Origin of the sequence: Flavobacterium sp. (assembly GCF_965277525.1) — a bacterium.
GTDB lineage: Bacteria > Bacteroidota > Bacteroidia > Flavobacteriales > Flavobacteriaceae > Flavobacterium.
Window position 1 is genome coordinate 966,893 of sequence record NZ_CBDIDC010000002.1, and the last position, 15,849, is coordinate 982,741.

A 15,849-nucleotide genomic window follows, 5' to 3' on the forward strand; every position below is an offset into this window, starting at 1 on the left:
TCTCATTTTCATGAAGGAACAAGTTAAAATTGATCTTAATTTAAGAGAAGTTTTAAAAAGAATGCCATTAAAAAGTGCTTAGGATACTGCTGATTATGTTCATACGGGTATTTTTATTTTACAAATTAAAAAAGATTCCTATACAAAAGAATGGCGTGACGGCAGAATTTCTTTAGAAGATAGTCTTGCCAGAATTGTAGCAAAGTTAGAATTAATAGCGGCAGAAGAGAAGCAATCGAAAAAAGCTTGTGAGATTATTGAACTAAAAAGTTGAAAAGAAGTTGAATGAAGAGGTATTGGTTACTGTTTTTTGTAAGAAATAGTGAAATATTTTTTTTACCTTTAGAATGATTTAAATGGTTTATTATTAATAACTTATAAAAATATAACTATGACTACTCTTACTTCTGCTGACATTTTGAAACAACAAAAAACATTAAAAATATTAGCTTCGGTATTTTTGTTTTTATCCTATCTTATCGGATTAGGTGCTTTGATAGGAACTCTTTATCTTTTATTGACACCCCGGGGTATTGGAGGTTGGATTTTGCCGGCCTTTAGTTTTTTGACAGGATTGATCGTTTTTTTGTTTTTATTTTCGATTTCTAAAATCATCACGATTCTAATTGTAATCAGCCAAAAATGAAAAGGGGTATAAGCTGTTTGTTGTGCATCCTGATTTTAGGATCCTGCACAGAGAAAAAAAGTAATCCCGAAGAAACCGTCGATGTTGTGATGGTGGGCGGTGGTATTATGAGTGTGACTTTGGCCAATATGCTTAGCGAACTTGATCCTAAATTGTCTATCATTACCTATGAAAGGCTCGATGCTGTTGGTAAAGAAAGCTCATCTGCCTGGAACAATGCCGGAACAGGACACTCAGCACTTTGCGAACTGAACTATACACCGGAACTTAGTAACGGTACAATTGATACTCATAAAGCCGTTGAGATTAATGAATCTTTTGAGGTTTCAAAACAATTCTGGTCGTATTTAGTAGCTCAGGGAAAAATAGGACCTCCAAAAACATTTATCAATCCAACGCCACACATGAGTTTTGTTATAGGCGAGGATAATGTGAAATACCTTAAAAAAAGATATTTGGCTTTACAAAAAGAACCCCTTTTTACCGGAATGGAATTTTCTGATGATCAGAAACAGATCAAAAACTGGATTCCGCTTGTAATGGAGGGGCGTGATCCTTCTCAAAAAGTAGCGGCAACTAAAATCGATATTGGTACTGATGTCAATTATGGGGCATTGACCAGTGAATTGGCTTCGAATCTGTTGAAATCCGGCAAAATGAAGTTAGAACTCCGTCATGAGGTAACTAATTTTAAAAGAAATAGTGACGGAACCTGGAAGGTTTATGTAAAGGATTTACAAACCAATACAACCAAAACGATTGATGCCAGGTTTGTTTTTATCGGAGCGGGCGGAGCAACACTTCCTTTGCTTGAAAAAACGCATATACCGGAAGCAAAAGGGTATGGCGGATTTCCGGTAAGCGGAGAGTGGCTGGTTTGTAATAATCCTGAAATAATAGCGCAACATCAGGCAAAAGTATACGGAAAAGCTTCTGTAGGTTCACCACCCATGTCAGTTCCGCATCTTGATACGCGCATCATCAACGGAAAAAAAGAACTCTTATTTGGTCCTTTTGCAGGATTTTCATCTAAATTTCTTAAAAACGGTACGTGGGGAGATTTACCGGCATCCTTTAATTTTTATAATATCAGACCCATGTTAGAAGCAGGACTTGACAATGTGCCGCTCACTAAATATTTGGTCGAACAAGTGGTGTTAACACCGGAACAACGTTTGGCAGCGCTTAGGGAATATTTTCCAAAAGCAAAAATGGAAGACTGGGATCTTAAAATTGCCGGTCAAAGAGTTCAGGTGATAAAAATCGATGAAACCACACAAGGCGGAATATTGCAATTTGGTACCGAAGTTGTAACCGCTTCAGACGGGAGTGTTGCTGCTCTGTTAGGCGCTTCTCCCGGTGCTTCTACTTCTGTTTCGATCATGCTCAAGGTAATTGAAAAGTGTTATAAAAAGAAACTGGAAACGCCACAATGGCAAACTAAAATTAAAGAAATGATTCCGTCTTACGGACAAAAATTATCTGAGAATATTCCTTTGGCCAATCAGATACGAAAAAACAACAGTGAGAAACTGGGAATTGTCTGGAAAGAAATCCATCCGGGTACGATCAAATTACAAGATGTCAATTAGTAATAAATGCGATCGATTCTGGTAGACCCAAAAAAAAATCCAAAGCTGTAAGTTTTCTGAAATAGCTTACGGCATTGGATTTTTTTTAAATCCTGCGCAATAGTAACGGAGGAGCGAGCTGCAATTTTAAGATAGCCCTTAAATTTTATTCTTTATATAAGATGATCGTGGCTTTATACCCCGTACCAACATTCCACTGACTGGCTTTAATTACCGCTCCGTTGTCATCAAAAACCTGAAATTCAGCAGTATTTGGTGAAGCTGAACCTTCGTTCAGTGCTTCGAAATCTATTTTATTGATTCCTTTAACCAAATCTATTTTGAATCCCTGAAATTCACTATCCAAGCTTACTTCTGTTTTGATAACCTTATCGTTCAAATACACTCTGATCTTATCTCCATCTACAAAAGCAGCATCACGATAACGTACAGTAGAAGTGGCTGTATTGGTAACATAACTTCCTAAATATTCATTTCTTCTGTAAAAAATACCTTCAACATTAGCTTCCGGTTTATAGAGAATGTTATTTTTATAAAGGTCATCCGGATTGATTTTTAAGACGGTTCCGTCTTTTAAAGGCGGCGTTTCAGGGTTTGGAGGTGTATCTGTTGGTGGCAGAGTTTCTTTGATTTCAGAATTTTTTGACGGAATGGGCTTGTATTTATCTTTCAATTCTTTTTGCGCATATCCTTGCAGAGCAGTGCTCATTATAATAACCAGAAATAATATCCTTTTCATAAACCTTAAATGTTTTAATATATAAATAGCAATCAATCCTTAAATTTAAACAGATTAATTCTTACTTACAAACATTTAATTACCGCATTTATTGCCTCGTATATCTTTTATTTAAGAATATCAGGAAACTGTTGCTTTTGGATGAATGGTTAGCAATAAAAAACCTGATCCTCAATTGTTGTTGAAAATCAGGTTTTTAGATTGTAATTGGTTTTTATTCTTTAATGAATTTAAAATATTGCACCGAATTTGCGCTTGTAGTAACTTTTACCATATAAATACCTTTAGGCAAACCGCTTACAGGTACTTCTGAACTCATCATATCCTGAGCAGTAGTAGCAGTTTTCCATACTTCTTTTCCTGAAATGTCGTACATGGCAATCGTAAAAGGCCCATTAATAGTGTGATCAAATTTTATCCTGAAGTTTGTTGATGCAGGATTCGGAAAAATATATTGGGTTGCTGCATTCCAGTGATAGGTCGGAATATTTAATGTTGGCCCCTGCGATATAGCATACAAAGCAGCATCCGCTTTGGGCAATTGCACGTTTAATGTTCCTTGTGTTGAACTTGTCGCACCGGAATACAATTCTTTAACCGTATAATTTCCTGAACCCAGGCCCAGACGGTTTAAATTGACACTCGTATTGCTTGCCGTAGCACCGTAGTTGAATACCGCTACATAGGTAATATTATTATGTGAGGCTGAAAAAATATTGGCCGCATTGTAACCCGTATTTCCATCAGCAGGAATAAAGTGCATATCGGCACGGGCAACATTCATTACATCGTTATTTTGTAAAAGATTTTGCGATTTGGCTTTCCATGCTCCTGCAACTGAGAAATCATCACCGCTGGTAATAGTTCCCGTTACCACACTGCTTAAGAGTCTTGCACGATTCTCTCCATCAGAAGTAGTACCAAATACTACATGGTCCGCATCGAGATAATCATAAATCTGATTTTGCCACCAACCATAAGTAGTACTGTTAAGCGTATAATCTGTTTCGCTAATACTACTGTAAGCATCACAGGCAACACGACGTACGTGTACAAAGGGGCCAGTTGCCAGATTGGGAGATATGGCTGCCTGAACCAGCATCGTTCCGTTAATTTCATCAATTAAAAATTTCATGCCTTCCTGATACGCTTCCATACCCGTATGAATCTGATTATTTGCAAAACCGTCAGCTTCGATACTGGCGTGAGTCAGAAAGTCTATTTTTACCATTTCAAATCCGGCTGCTTTAAAACGGTTTATAAAATACTTTATTCGGGCCTTAGTTCCCGGACTTGTAGGATCCATGGCATAAGCACCATCAAGTTCAAAAGGATTTCCGTTCACCATTGTCCAACTTTGATTGTAGTTATACGAACTGCCTTCTATCTGGCGATTGTACTTCCCCCAATCAACAAATGGTGCCCAGTAAATACCGGCTTTAAATCCTTTGTTTTTTGCATAAGTAACAAACTGGGCAAGCTCTGCATCAGTCATATTATCCCAATACGAATCAAGATCTATAAATAATGTATTGTCTTCGGTTTTATATGCCGGGCAGTCGTCATGAAAAAAGTCTACAACTGCCTTAGCTTTGGTCAAATTAATATTAGATTGTATGGCGCCCCAGCTGTTCCAGCCAATTGGCTTGGGAGCAGTCCAGTCAAAAATGTATTTGGGTTGCAGGGCGGCATTGGCTTGTGCAAATTCCTCGAAACCTGTTCGCCAGTCCTCCGTAGCATTTATCATTACTTTAGGCGAAGCGCAATTCGTTTGTCCAACATTCACCCAACCGTGATCCCGGGTATCTCTGGTTACGTCTTTCTTTGTCCATCCTGCAATAACCGAAACATAGGCTGATGATGTACCTCCGCCACTTACTGTAACTCCCGTTTTCCATTTTGTATGTTCCAGAGAACCAACAACCAAACCTTTGCGATTGGTATTATTGTAGATATTGGTAACCTCAGATGCTGTAAAATCAGCAGAAGTAAGAGGATAGGCATTGTAGCGAATCCATGCATCGTTGTCATAAGGCACAAACAAGGCTCTGATGTCTCCGCTACCAAAGTTTGGTGTTATCTGATAGCTTGTTAGCGGGGACATTTTGTAACAGTTAGAGCCGTTTCCTGTGAGAACCACCTGAACGGCCAGATAATTTTTGTTGGTATAAGTATAAAAAATCTGCTGCATGCCCAGTGTATAATTTCCACTTAAAGTAAAAATATGCTTAGTGCCACTGCCAATATTATCCGTAAAAGATTCTGATGTGTAAACAGCCGAAGCGAAATTATCACTCGCATATTGCTGATCGCTAAAGGCATAAGCTGATGCATTGGTAATTACGGTGCTGCCATTGAATTTTATACTATAAGTTTTGGTCGTAAAGTTGTAAACGATCGCATTATTGGTACCAAAAGACACTGTTTGTAGACTAGAGGAGTTTATTGGCGTCAAAACAAACTTGTCTAAATTGGGTGCCCATGAACTTGTGTTGTCCCAAAGCAGGGTAGTGGTTCCGCTGTTGAGATAGACACTTAAATTTTTTGAAGCGGCAGTACTCCATCCACCACTGGGTTCGCACGGAATAGCTATGGTGGTGGCTGAGCCAGCAGTTAAGCGAATGGTTCTGGGATCACCCGTGCAATAGAACAATTGCAGCTTGTACCAGCCTGCTGCTGCTACGGTAACATTTACAGAAACACTGCTATTACCGCCCAAATTGCCTACTATTTTTCCGGAACAGGAATCGCAGTTTTGTATATCGGCGCTGTTGGTACGGCTGCCACTTTCGAATTCATACGTCTGAGCGAAGGCAGATATTGCAAATAATAGCAATACTGTTGTAAAAAAGGCCTTAAAATGATAATTTTTCTTTTGTAATTTTTTCTTGCATAATAATTCCTTTTAATTAGTTAAGATGCAGTACTATTCTATACTGTGCTACAATGATAATAAAAATATCAATATAACGTTAAAAAATAATCGATTTAATTGTTTTGAACTGATTTATTTGAATTTAATATTTGTAATTTGCTGCTATTTTGTTGAAAAGAAAATTATGATTTTAGCATTGTAAATTACAATTTGTTGAGAACTTAATCAGGAGATTTTAAGGCAGGACGATTTGTTTGATAACCTCACTGGATACAATGCTGGAATTTTAGATAAATAATTTCATGGCGAGGTACTTTTATAATAAGGATTTTGCAGCAGAACTTTGTTACAATTACCAGATGCGTACTCGTTCTTCAGGTGCTAAATAAAGCTTGTCTTCCGGTTGTATATTAAAAGCTTTGTACCAGGCATCAATATTACGAACGACACCATTTACACGGTAGTCCGCAGGCGAGTGATAGTCCTGTGATAACGTCATACGGTATGCTTCGGGCGTATAAAGACTGCGATTGGTTTGAGCAAAAGATAAAAAGTAGCGTTGGTCATCTGTGTAACCATTTAAAATTGAAGGAATGTTTTGATGATCAGCACGATAAAGCTGGTAAGCTTCATAAGCCACGACTACACCCGTTAAATCGCCAATGTTTTCTCCAAGCGTTTGTTTTCCGTTGATATGGATTCCATCTGATGAAAACGTATTGTATTGTTCAATAAGTTGTTTAGTGCGTTCTTCAAATGATTGTCGTGTTTGTGGAGTCCACCAGTCACGCATTACACCATTACCATCAAACTTTGAGCCTTCGTCATCAAAGCAATGCCCTAATTCATGTCCGATAATGGCGCCTATGGCACCAAAGTTTACGGCTGGATCAGCAAACAGGTCAAAAAAAGGAGGTTGCAATATACCGGCAGGAAATTCAATCGAATTGTATAATTTACTGCTTGTCGCATCAACAGTTTGGGGTACCTGATACCAATCTTTACTGGTAAAAACCTTGTGAAGCAACGAGCGTTCATTCTCCCAGTTTGCTTTTGTAATACTTTGCTCATTAGCAATTGGGTTCTTCACATCAAACTTCATTGCTGAATAATCACGCCAAACTTCAGGGTATCCTATTCTGACAGTAACAGCATCCAGTTTCGCCAGTGCTTCTTTTCTGCTGCTGTCATCCAGCCAATCCAGCTTTTTGGAGTCTTATAGAAAATGCGTTTCTAATGTAATCGACCAAATCTTTAGTGTTTTTAAGGTATTCCGGAGAAAAGTATTTTTCGACATAAAGTTTTCCAACGACTTGTCCCAAACGATTGTTCACATATAGAATTGATTTTTTTTCTCGGGAGATATCATTAGCAATTCCATTTAAAGTACCAGAATAAAAATCAAACTGATTTTTACGAAATTGTTCCGGTAAAAGGGTAGAATGGTTCACGAATCCAGTGAAAGGCAAGATAAGAGGACCAGGTAGCTATTGATGTATTCGCAAATATAGTGGCCTTTGCCTTTATTGCGGAGTCGGCCTGCAATATTACTTCACTGACATGATCAACTTGCCTGCTGGCCAAAAAAACTTTCCAGGGGAAACCGGGAGCATAAGTATAGAGTGCTGAAGCAGGCAGCAGGCGAGAGTTGATCTTGCTGTCACGCATTTGAGCAGGCGTCCACTGTACTGCAGCTAACTTTGCTTCAAGCTCCAGAATATCATTAGCACGTTGGTCAGCGTTAGAGATACCGGCAAGTTCAAAAGTACGAACCATATATTCTTTATACGCTTTGCGATACCCCGGATAAGGGCCATCTTGTTTGACGTACCATTCAGGCGAGGGGAGACCTATACCGCTATCACCCAGCGCAACAAGAAACCGGTTTCTATTGTTAATATCCGGCGCGGTGTGAATAGAGATAATCGAAAAAGACTTTGGATTTGCCATCCACTTTGCAACACCTTCGTAATTGTTTAAGGCTAGTATTTCTTTTAAATCCTGCTGAATTGGTTTTAGTCCCAGTTTTTCGATGTTATTAGTATCAATATAGCCCAGATAAAAGTGCACCTACCTGTCTTAATATACCCTTGCTCGTATTAATTTCGGCTGCACCCTGATGAATAATACCGGCTATCCCTTTCGTCGATTCTGTTTTTAGCTTCACTATAATTACTAAATCCCGAAGAACCGGCCGGAATAGTTTTAGACTTTAGCCAGCCTTCATTAACATATTTATAAAAATCATTGCCGGGCAATATTTCCGTACTGATCAACTGAGTTTCAATTCCCCAATCTCCAAAAGTCGCTTTATTAACAGTAGATGCCGTTGCTTGGGCTTTTGTAGTATTGGCATTAAAAAATAGTATCACAATCAGACTAAATTTTGTTATCAGTTTTATTACCGGAGTTTTTTGAGTCTGAAAATCGGTATGCAATTTAAAAAAATGGATTTTATATTTCATTGTGAATATTTTATAACGCGCCAAAGCTACCTTTCGATTTTGAATTATGATTGTATAAATGCGAATAGAAAATTATTTTTTGTAATTAAATTATCTATTGGATTGAAATCGTGGAATTATGTTGATATGGATCTAAGTATTTATTAAATGAATTAGAGGTATAACTAATTTAAAGTAAATGTTTTAATTGTGGTTTTTTAGAAGGTTTCCAGTGGAGAGGACCTTCCTGAATTTCTTTAAATTTTACTATTTTGATCGTGTAAATTTGAAAGCAGTCCGTTTTGATTGTCTTAGCATCAATTGCAAAATCGAATCTTTTGCTATATTTTTGAAGGTACCGATCATTCAAAAGTTCCATTTTTCGGAATAAATAAACAGGTAAAATTAAAATATAAAATGAAACAGGCATTCTGCATTCTAATCATTCTCTTGAGCACAAAAAGTACTATTTTTGCACAAAAACCAAAAGTAATCATCTTGGGGGTTGAGCATTCTTCGCAACTAATCAATTACAACCATCAGCCTTCGGCATTGCGAACTTTTATAAACAAAGTAAATCCTGCTGCTATTTGTATTGAAAGATCTCCTGAAGAGTTCTCCAGAAATGATTTTTATGAATTCACTTACGAACAACAATATGTCATAATCCCATTTGCGAATCAAAAAAAAATACCCCTTCATCCAATTGACTGGTATCCTGACAGCGATGATTTAAAACTTGCTTTTGGAATGTCAGATTTAGAAGTTCCAGCTTTTACAAGACAGGAAAAAGGATTTTTAGGGTTTACAACATTTACGGAAAACATTGATTTTGAAAAGGATTTGTATTTTGCTGACAACCCCGAATATGTAAAATCAATTGAAAAGTGGTACGCCAATCTTCCTGAAAAAGATAAATTTTGATTTTCCGAGGAGGTTATTTTTATACCGGACATTTTTGCAGGCCAGCAGAATTCAAAAGGTATTGCAAAATTATAAGAGCAACGATACTATATTGGTCGTAATTGGTGCATTTCATAAAAATGATATTGAGAAAAACCTGCGAGATAATGGATATGAGATCGTACAGCCTAATTCATACGGTACCATTGAAAAAAAGGATATTGACGCGAATTTTGAGAAAATGGATTCTTACGCCATATTATCCTTTAATCTTTTAGGCATGCAATCGTATAACGATAAGATAAACAAAGAACTTGTTAATCAGGCGTTTGATCAATTAAAGGAAGAAAATAATACGGAGATAAATTTCCTGAAGATAAAATATGATTTGTTCCTAAAAAAAATAGATTCAAAAGAAGCCATAAAACAATATAAAAATCTTTTAACGAACTCAGATTCAGATCGGGATTTTACCTGGAATGGAGTGAAAAATAAATCACGAATAGATTCTTATTTCGATCCGTTTGGTAATCTGAATGTTTTGCAGAGGATTCATTTAGAATTATTAAGAGAATATTCAAAAACATCAAATTTAAAAGGATGTCAAAGCGAAACAGAAGTACTGAGTAAAGGATTAAATACACTTAAAAACAATATGTTACTGGAATATATCAGGCAATACATAAAAAAATAAAGCCAGGTTTATGGGATTAACTAATTACTTTTAATAATGGTATCCATTTGCCATTACAAAAGCTGAAAAATAAAAACCTTACATTTACCTATCATATTAATCAATTAGACAATACCCGGTATGTACGATATACTTTTTAAACATCTTGAAGAAAAAGTGAGCTTAACTTCAGGAGAAAAAGAACTTGTAGCCAGCTTCTTTACGCCTAAAAAACTAAAAAAAAGACAGTTTTTAGTAGTGGAGGGACATGTTTGTAAATATTTAAGTTTTGTTACAAAAGGCCTTTTAAAAGCGTATCATACGGATGAAAAAGGAAATGAGCACATCAATCAGTTTACACCTGAGGGATGGTGGACGTCAGACATGAATAGTTTTTTCAGGGGGGAAATTTCTTTTTACAGTATTGATGCGATGGAAGATTCAGAAGTGTTGGTAATTACCAGTGAAGATTTCGAAAATCTAACGTTGCAGGTTCCTGTAATGGACCGGTATTTTCGTTTGCTTTTTCAAAACAGCTTAATTACAAAAGAGAGAAGATTAATAAGTTCTCATACCCATACTGCCGAAGAGAAATACAAGCATATGGTAGAAAAGAATCCGGATCTGATCAGACGCGTACCACAAAATTTACTGGCTTCTTATCTGGGACTTTCTCCTGAAACCCTGAGCCGTTTAAAAAAGAATATTATGTAGGAACAGTAATAATTGATTTAGATCAATCGAATTTCTTGTTTTAGATCATCTTTCCGAGTCTTGTTTTAGAAGTAATTTTGATAAAAATTTAAAATATGGATTCTCAAAAATTAACTACACCTTCTACAGATAGCAACATAGCCCTGGTAGTGGGAGCAACAGGAATCGCAGGAAGTAATCTTGCCGCAAAATTGATAGAAAAAGGCTGGAAAGTTTATGGACTTGCCCGAAACCCAAAAAGTGATAGAGAAGGATTGTTTCCAATCGCGGCTGATTTATTAGATAAAGACGCATTGGCTTCAGCTTTAAAAGACGTTTTTCCTACACATATTTTCTTTACTACATGGATGCGAAATGATACTGAAGAAGAAAATATCAGGGTCAATAGCGCCATGGTTCGTAACCTGTTGCAGGTATTATCTGCTAAAAAAAGCATTCAGCATGTTTCGCTGGTAACGGGCTTAAAACATTATCTGGGGCCTTTTGATTCTTATGCAAAAGGAACGTTACCGGAAACACCATTACGAGAGGAAATGCCCCGATTGGACCTGGAAAATTTTTACTACGCTCAGGAAGACGAGGTTTATGAAGCTGCTGCATTAGATTGTTTTACCTGGAATGTACATCGCCCTCATACTATTATTGGTAAGACTGTCGGGAATGCCATGAATATGGGAACTACATTAGCGGTGTATGCAAGTATTTGCAAACGTGAAGGTTTACCTTTGATCTGGCCGGGATCTGCCGAACAGTGGAACGGAATCTCAGATGTTACCGATGCTAAAATTTTGGCAGAACAGCTGATATGGGCAGCCACAACACCTGAAGCTCAAAATGAGGCTTTCAATATTACAAACGGTGATGTTTTTCGCTGGAAGTGGTTGTGGCCAAAAATAGCACAATGGTTCGAAATTGACTTTGAAGGATACAATGGAACCATAAGACCACTTGAAAATGTGCTGAATGATAAACAATCCATCTGGACTGCAATTGTGCAAGAGAATGGATTAACGGAAAGTAATCTGGATACGTTAGCTTCTGCGTGGCACACCGATCTTGATCTTGGACGTCCGTTAGAAGTCATGACCGATATGTCGAAGAGCAGAACCCTTGGGTTTACAGTTTATAAAAGTACCAAAGATTCTTTTTTTGAGTTGTTTACGCAATTAAGAAACGATAAAATAATACCATAAATTTTAGCTTTAAATAGAAAAATGCTCCCCATTGCGGAGCATTTTTTTTATTTAATTTATATCTTATTGCTTTTTGCGGGAATAGATTTATAGTAGTCCTGCAAAATATACCAGGCCTTTTTCTTATCCCCTCTGTCTGAAAGAAGTCCTTTGCGGTTCCAACCATTTTGATAGACGGGGTGCATTCTTCCAAGGGATCGGTAATCTACCAGAATCCACGGGCAAACACCAGCCAGATTGGGCGTGGTCTTAAACATGGCAATTTGGTCTTTATAAATCTGTTCCTGATATTCTTCGGTCCAGTATGCTGCTTCATCAGTTGGGCCATAGTGGCTGCCATAAAGAGCTTCGCCTCCAAATTCAGATATTATGACGGGCTTGTTGGCGACAAATTTCCACTTGGTGTCTTGTGGTTTGCCTTGCCAGGGGGCATACCAGCCAATATATTCGTTTAAGGCAATAACATCAAAATAATTGTAAAGCGGATCATTTACATCAAAGGTATTGTTGCTGTAACCCTGATTGTTGATGACAGAAGTAACCAATCTTGTATCATCAATTTCCCGGCACTTTTCAGAGAGCGCGATCAAGGCTTCATTACGGTTAGGAGTCGTTGAATAGGTTTCGTTAGAGATACTCCAGATAAAAACGCCGCAACGGTTTTTATCCCGCCCAATCATTTCTTTCAGCATGGTTTCCATTTTATCGGTAACACCCGGGGTGGCAAATTCAATATGCTGATAAACCGGCAGTTCATCCCAAACCAGAAGTCCCATTTTTTCAGCCATTTTTACCATATTCTCATTGTGCGGATAATGAGCCAGACGTACAAAATTACAACCGAGTTCTTTTGCCCAGGTCAGTAAAATCAAAGCGTCTGAATCTGAAAATGCTTTGGCTGCAGTAAGCGGGTTTTCTTCGTGTATATTAGTTCCTTTTAAGAAAATGGTTTTGCCGTTTAGCAGGATTTCTGTTCCTTTGGTGGCAAGGGTTCGAAAACCTATCTCATCCGTAACAGCATCGGTTTCGCTTTCGATAGTAACCTTGTATAATTTTGGATTTTCAGGCGACCATAATTGAAACTTTGAGGAAAATTGTACGAGGGCTTTACCATTATTATCGGTTGTAGTTGCATAACTAACACCCAATTCAGGGATTTTTATTTTTATTTTTTGAGAAACATTCGTTCCCTTTAGCTGTACCCATCCCAATACTTCTTTTGAGGATGCCTTTTTGAGCTGAATAAAATAATCGTCTATGTAAGAGGCTGGAGTTGCAACAAGATTTACATCGCGTGTAATACCGCCGTAATTAAACCAGTCGTAACCAAGTCCCGGCAAGCCATCCTTTAATCGTTGGTTGTTGACTTTTACAATCAGACTGTTTGTGCCATTAACGGCCAGATCCGTTATTTCAAACTGAAAAGGGGTGAATCCGCCTTCATGACTGCCCAGAAGTTTACCATTAAGATAAACGGTAGCAACATAATTAACGGCTCCAAAATGAATGAAATAGCGTTTGTCTGCTGTTTTGTTGTAGGTAAATGCTTTTTTGTACCACACGACACCTTCCAAATAAGTGATTTCAGGCATTTGTGTATTAAAATCTCCGGGAACGTTAAGCAGGGGACTACCATCAAATGAATATTCTATAAAATCGGTCTTCTTTTCCGGTTTTTTCTCCTGCCAAATCTGTCGCCAGTCCCCAACATTTGTCGGATCTATAATAGCCTGCCATTTACCGTTTAGCGATACGGTATTTCGCGATGCAACATTTTGCAGGGCAGTCTGGCTTTCGCAAAACCAAGGATTCAATAAGAAGAACAGGTAGACTAAAAAAGGTAATAATTGCTTAGGCTTTAACATATTATTTTTGAACTAAATTCTTAATCTGGTAAAGCTATTGTTTATTTTACTCATTGGTTGATTAAAAAAGTTCAAACTGTTGTAGTATTTCGGCACTTTTGGTTGTATTACAGTGTAGTAGTCATACACGTTCCCTGTTTTTTGTATTTTGCAGGCTCTAAACTAGAAAGACAATCCAAATCAAATTTAAATTATGACGAAACGAGTAAACGAACTTTCAAAGAAGAGATAGCTACTTTATTTCCAGTTGTGTTGTCTCATTACGATTCAAATTGGGTAGCAATTTTTAAAGAAAAGCAAAAACTTATTAAAACTACTTTAGGAGAAATTGGATTGAGGATTGAACATTTTGGCAGCACATCTATTCCAAATTTAACAGCAAAGGATACAATTGATATTTTAGTTGAAATTCCGGACGATCAGAATTTGAATGATTCGATTATAGCACTTATGAAGAATATTGCATATGATTTTATGTGGCAGACAGATAGTGAACCCCCTTACATGGTATTTGTAAAGGGATATAAAACCACAGGAGTCAAAGAGCAGACATTTCATATTCATATGGGACCGGGGAATCATAAGTTATGGGACCGGATTTATTTTAGAGATTATTTGATTGAATTTTCAGATATAGCAAAAGAATACGAAACATTAAAAGTGGCATTAGCGCAAGAGTTTCAATACGATCGGGTAGGATATAGAGTTGCGAAAACAGATTTTGTGGTTAAAATTACTGAAGAGGCTAAAAAATATTATCTGTATAGCTAGTTTATATGCTGTAGCTAAAAAGACTTCAGGCTTACCGATTTTTTACTTTTCCAAAAGAGATACTTTTTCAAGCGCTTTGTCTGTGAAACCATTACCTGTATAAAAACTATCATAAAAAGCGCTATGTTCTTTAGGGTAATTGATCTCATAGTTGGGAGGAATACCAATGCCTTCATAACTTTTATTTTTACTGTCTGAATATACTTCATTTGATAAGCTGAATTCCCAACCGTTCGGAAGTTCTTTCCATAGTAATTCTGAAAATATTCCCGCTGTTGGAGATCCAATACGCACGATTTCAGGATAACTTAAAGTACCCAATGCAAATATTTCTGCTGCGCTGGCCGTATTATGACTCGTTAGTACGTATACTTTTTTGCGGTAAGGATTTTGACTAGGAATTAAATTATAATCCTGATTGGCCGAAAAGCCGTCACGGGTTTTTGCTTTTACTGAAAGTACCTTCTTGCTATTTGTAACAAAATGGCTTAACAATTTCAGCGCAACAGTTTCATAACCACCACCATTAAACCTAAGATCAATGACGACAGATTCTGTATTTCTAAAATCATCAAGAATAATTTCCATTACTTTTTCGACACCTTTTAGTTCGTCTGTAAACAGTTCTAAAGGAACTTTCTTCTCACTGATTTCCTCATATTTTTTTAAGAATTCTTTAGAATCTTGCGCAGTATCCGGAATGTAGTTCGCAAAATTATTCATGTCAGTAATTACGATGTAACCCATTTTACTGTTCTTTAAGAATCCCCATTGTATAACTCCGTTATTATAAGATTTAATTTTCTCGACGTATTTCTCCTGTAAATCATGAAAGACTTCCTTTCTGAATTTTACGGGTTTTGTAGCAGACTTATTGGTTGGTGAATTTAAGGCTGCGGGTATTTCAAGGCGAATATGTCCGTCATTAATCTTTTGTACCATTTCTTTCAGGACCAAAGCAAATTCCTGTTCTGTTTTAAGCTTTCTGACCCTTGGTAAATAATCATTGTAAATCTGTTGCCACTTGACATTTCTTTCCTTAAAAAAGGCATAATTATCATTAAAAGTAAGCCAGAAAATCTTAAAGTTTTTCTCGAATAAAGTGTCTTTTAGCGGAGCTTCTGTACAATTAGCGGGCAGGGCACTAATGCGTTTAAAATTATAATTTACAATTCCGCCCGGATTCAGAACCAATAAGCTATCTGTTGCAGCAACAACAGAAAACCTTCCTGCAAAATTTCCTTCAACTAGTGCTTTGCAGTTTACATTGTCGATGTTATAATACGCATAATCAGCATCTTTTAGGGTCAGAGTACGATCGTAGCCTTCTTGCAGCCAGGAACTATTTTGTATCACATTGATTTGTTGGGCAAATCCCGAAATTCCGCATAACAAAACACAAGGGACTAACACTCTTTTAAAATACGACATAGA

General features: G+C 37.1%; 15 protein-coding genes. 7 read left to right on the forward strand and 8 right to left on the reverse strand.

What is annotated here, in order from left to right:
- Window positions 1–391 precede the first annotated feature (391 nt).
- Window positions 392–646: a hypothetical protein gene (locus ACQY44_RS06160; RefSeq protein WP_428229519.1), complete on the forward strand. Its 255-nt coding sequence runs from the start codon at window positions 392–394 to the stop codon at window positions 644–646.
- Window positions 643–2,238 carry a malate dehydrogenase (quinone) gene (gene mqo / locus ACQY44_RS06165; protein ID WP_428229520.1) on the forward strand — a complete coding sequence of 532 codons (1,596 nt, stop codon included), beginning with the start codon at window positions 643–645 and terminating at the stop codon, window positions 2,236–2,238. The genes ACQY44_RS06160 and mqo overlap by 4 nt, the downstream gene beginning before the upstream one ends.
- 145 nt (window positions 2,239–2,383) lie before the next feature.
- On the opposite strand, the gene ACQY44_RS06170 is transcribed toward mqo, so the two are convergent.
- The 6 genes from ACQY44_RS06170 to ACQY44_RS06195 form a co-directional block, all read right to left on the reverse strand.
- On the reverse strand, window positions 2,384–2,977 hold the full coding sequence (locus ACQY44_RS06170; RefSeq protein ID WP_428229521.1) for a hypothetical protein: 594 nt from the start codon (window positions 2,975–2,977) through the stop codon (window positions 2,384–2,386).
- A 214-nt stretch (window positions 2,978–3,191) separates the two neighbouring features.
- Window positions 3,192–5,813 carry a T9SS type A sorting domain-containing protein gene (locus tag ACQY44_RS06175; protein ID WP_428229522.1) on the reverse strand — a complete coding sequence of 874 codons (2,622 nt, stop codon included), beginning with the start codon at window positions 5,811–5,813 and terminating at the stop codon, window positions 3,192–3,194.
- 391 nt (window positions 5,814–6,204) lie between these two features.
- Window positions 6,205–6,942, reverse strand: coding sequence for a M13-type metalloendopeptidase (locus tag ACQY44_RS06180; RefSeq protein ID WP_428229523.1), 738 nt, complete (start codon window positions 6,940–6,942; stop codon window positions 6,205–6,207).
- A 97-nt stretch (window positions 6,943–7,039) separates the two neighbouring features.
- Entirely contained in the window at window positions 7,040–7,303 is a 264-nt protein-coding gene (locus ACQY44_RS06185; RefSeq protein WP_428229524.1) for a hypothetical protein, read from the reverse strand.
- The gene (locus tag ACQY44_RS06190) at window positions 7,266–7,922 is read right to left on the reverse strand and encodes a M13 family metallopeptidase N-terminal domain-containing protein (protein ID WP_428229525.1); all 657 of its coding nucleotides are present in this window, start codon (window positions 7,920–7,922) and stop codon (window positions 7,266–7,268) included. The genes ACQY44_RS06185 and ACQY44_RS06190 overlap by 38 nt, the downstream gene beginning before the upstream one ends.
- Before the next feature lie 29 nt (window positions 7,923–7,951).
- Window positions 7,952–8,317, reverse strand: a complete 366-nt coding sequence (locus tag ACQY44_RS06195; RefSeq protein ID WP_428229526.1) for a hypothetical protein — start codon at window positions 8,315–8,317, stop codon at window positions 7,952–7,954.
- Window positions 8,318–8,746: 429 nt separating this feature from the next.
- Between ACQY44_RS06195 and ACQY44_RS06200 the strand changes: the two genes are divergently transcribed.
- The 4 genes from ACQY44_RS06200 to ACQY44_RS06215 all read left to right on the forward strand — a co-directional run bounded on the left by ACQY44_RS06200 (window position 8,747) and on the right by ACQY44_RS06215 (window position 11,779).
- Window positions 8,747–9,220 carry a hypothetical protein gene (locus ACQY44_RS06200; RefSeq protein WP_428229527.1) on the forward strand — a complete coding sequence of 158 codons (474 nt, stop codon included), beginning with the start codon at window positions 8,747–8,749 and terminating at the stop codon, window positions 9,218–9,220.
- 61 nt (window positions 9,221–9,281) lie between these two features.
- Entirely contained in the window at window positions 9,282–9,893 is a 612-nt protein-coding gene (locus tag ACQY44_RS06205; RefSeq protein WP_428229528.1) for a hypothetical protein, read from the forward strand.
- Between the two features lie 120 nt (window positions 9,894–10,013).
- Entirely contained in the window at window positions 10,014–10,586 is a 573-nt protein-coding gene (locus ACQY44_RS06210; protein WP_428229529.1) for a Crp/Fnr family transcriptional regulator, read from the forward strand.
- Window positions 10,587–10,681: 95 nt separating this feature from the next.
- Complete coding sequence (locus ACQY44_RS06215; RefSeq protein WP_428229530.1) at window positions 10,682–11,779, forward strand: SDR family oxidoreductase; 1,098 nt, start codon at window positions 10,682–10,684, stop codon at window positions 11,777–11,779.
- A gap of 56 nt (window positions 11,780–11,835) precedes the next feature.
- Here the strand turns inward: ACQY44_RS06215 and ACQY44_RS06220 are convergent, their stop codons facing one another.
- Window positions 11,836–13,644 (reverse strand): glycoside hydrolase family 2 protein, encoded by a 1,809-nt coding sequence (locus ACQY44_RS06220; protein WP_428229531.1) that lies wholly within the window; start codon window positions 13,642–13,644, stop codon window positions 11,836–11,838.
- A gap of 141 nt (window positions 13,645–13,785) precedes the next feature.
- Between ACQY44_RS06220 and ACQY44_RS06225 the strand changes: the two genes are divergently transcribed.
- A complete protein-coding gene (locus ACQY44_RS06225; protein WP_428229532.1) occupies window positions 13,786–14,415 on the forward strand; it encodes a GrpB family protein in 630 nt (209 codons plus the stop codon).
- A gap of 42 nt (window positions 14,416–14,457) precedes the next feature.
- Here ACQY44_RS06225 and ACQY44_RS06230 read toward each other — a convergent pair whose 3' ends face one another.
- The gene (locus ACQY44_RS06230) at window positions 14,458–15,846 is read right to left on the reverse strand and encodes a S41 family peptidase (RefSeq protein ID WP_428229533.1); all 1,389 of its coding nucleotides are present in this window, start codon (window positions 15,844–15,846) and stop codon (window positions 14,458–14,460) included.
- Between the last annotated feature and the right edge of the window lie 3 nt (window positions 15,847–15,849).

Excerpts from the sequence above, each read along its gene's own strand:
- ACQY44_RS06160 (WP_428229519.1), top strand. The coding sequence starts at position 392 with ATGACTACTCTTACTTCTGCTGACATTTTGAAACAACAAAAAACATTA.
- mqo (WP_428229520.1), top strand. The coding sequence starts at position 643 with ATGAAAAGGGGTATAAGCTGTTTGTTGTGCATCCTGATTTTAGGATCC.
- ACQY44_RS06170 (WP_428229521.1), bottom strand. The coding sequence starts at position 2,977 with ATGAAAAGGATATTATTTCTGGTTATTATAATGAGCACTGCTCTGCAA.
- ACQY44_RS06195 (WP_428229526.1), bottom strand. The coding sequence starts at position 8,317 with ATGAAATATAAAATCCATTTTTTTAAATTGCATACCGATTTTCAGACT.
- ACQY44_RS06210 (WP_428229529.1), top strand. The coding sequence starts at position 10,014 with ATGTACGATATACTTTTTAAACATCTTGAAGAAAAAGTGAGCTTAACT.
- ACQY44_RS06215 (WP_428229530.1), top strand. The coding sequence starts at position 10,682 with ATGGATTCTCAAAAATTAACTACACCTTCTACAGATAGCAACATAGCC.
- ACQY44_RS06220 (WP_428229531.1), bottom strand. The coding sequence starts at position 13,644 with ATGTTAAAGCCTAAGCAATTATTACCTTTTTTAGTCTACCTGTTCTTC.
- ACQY44_RS06230 (WP_428229533.1), bottom strand. The coding sequence starts at position 15,846 with ATGTCGTATTTTAAAAGAGTGTTAGTCCCTTGTGTTTTGTTATGCGGA.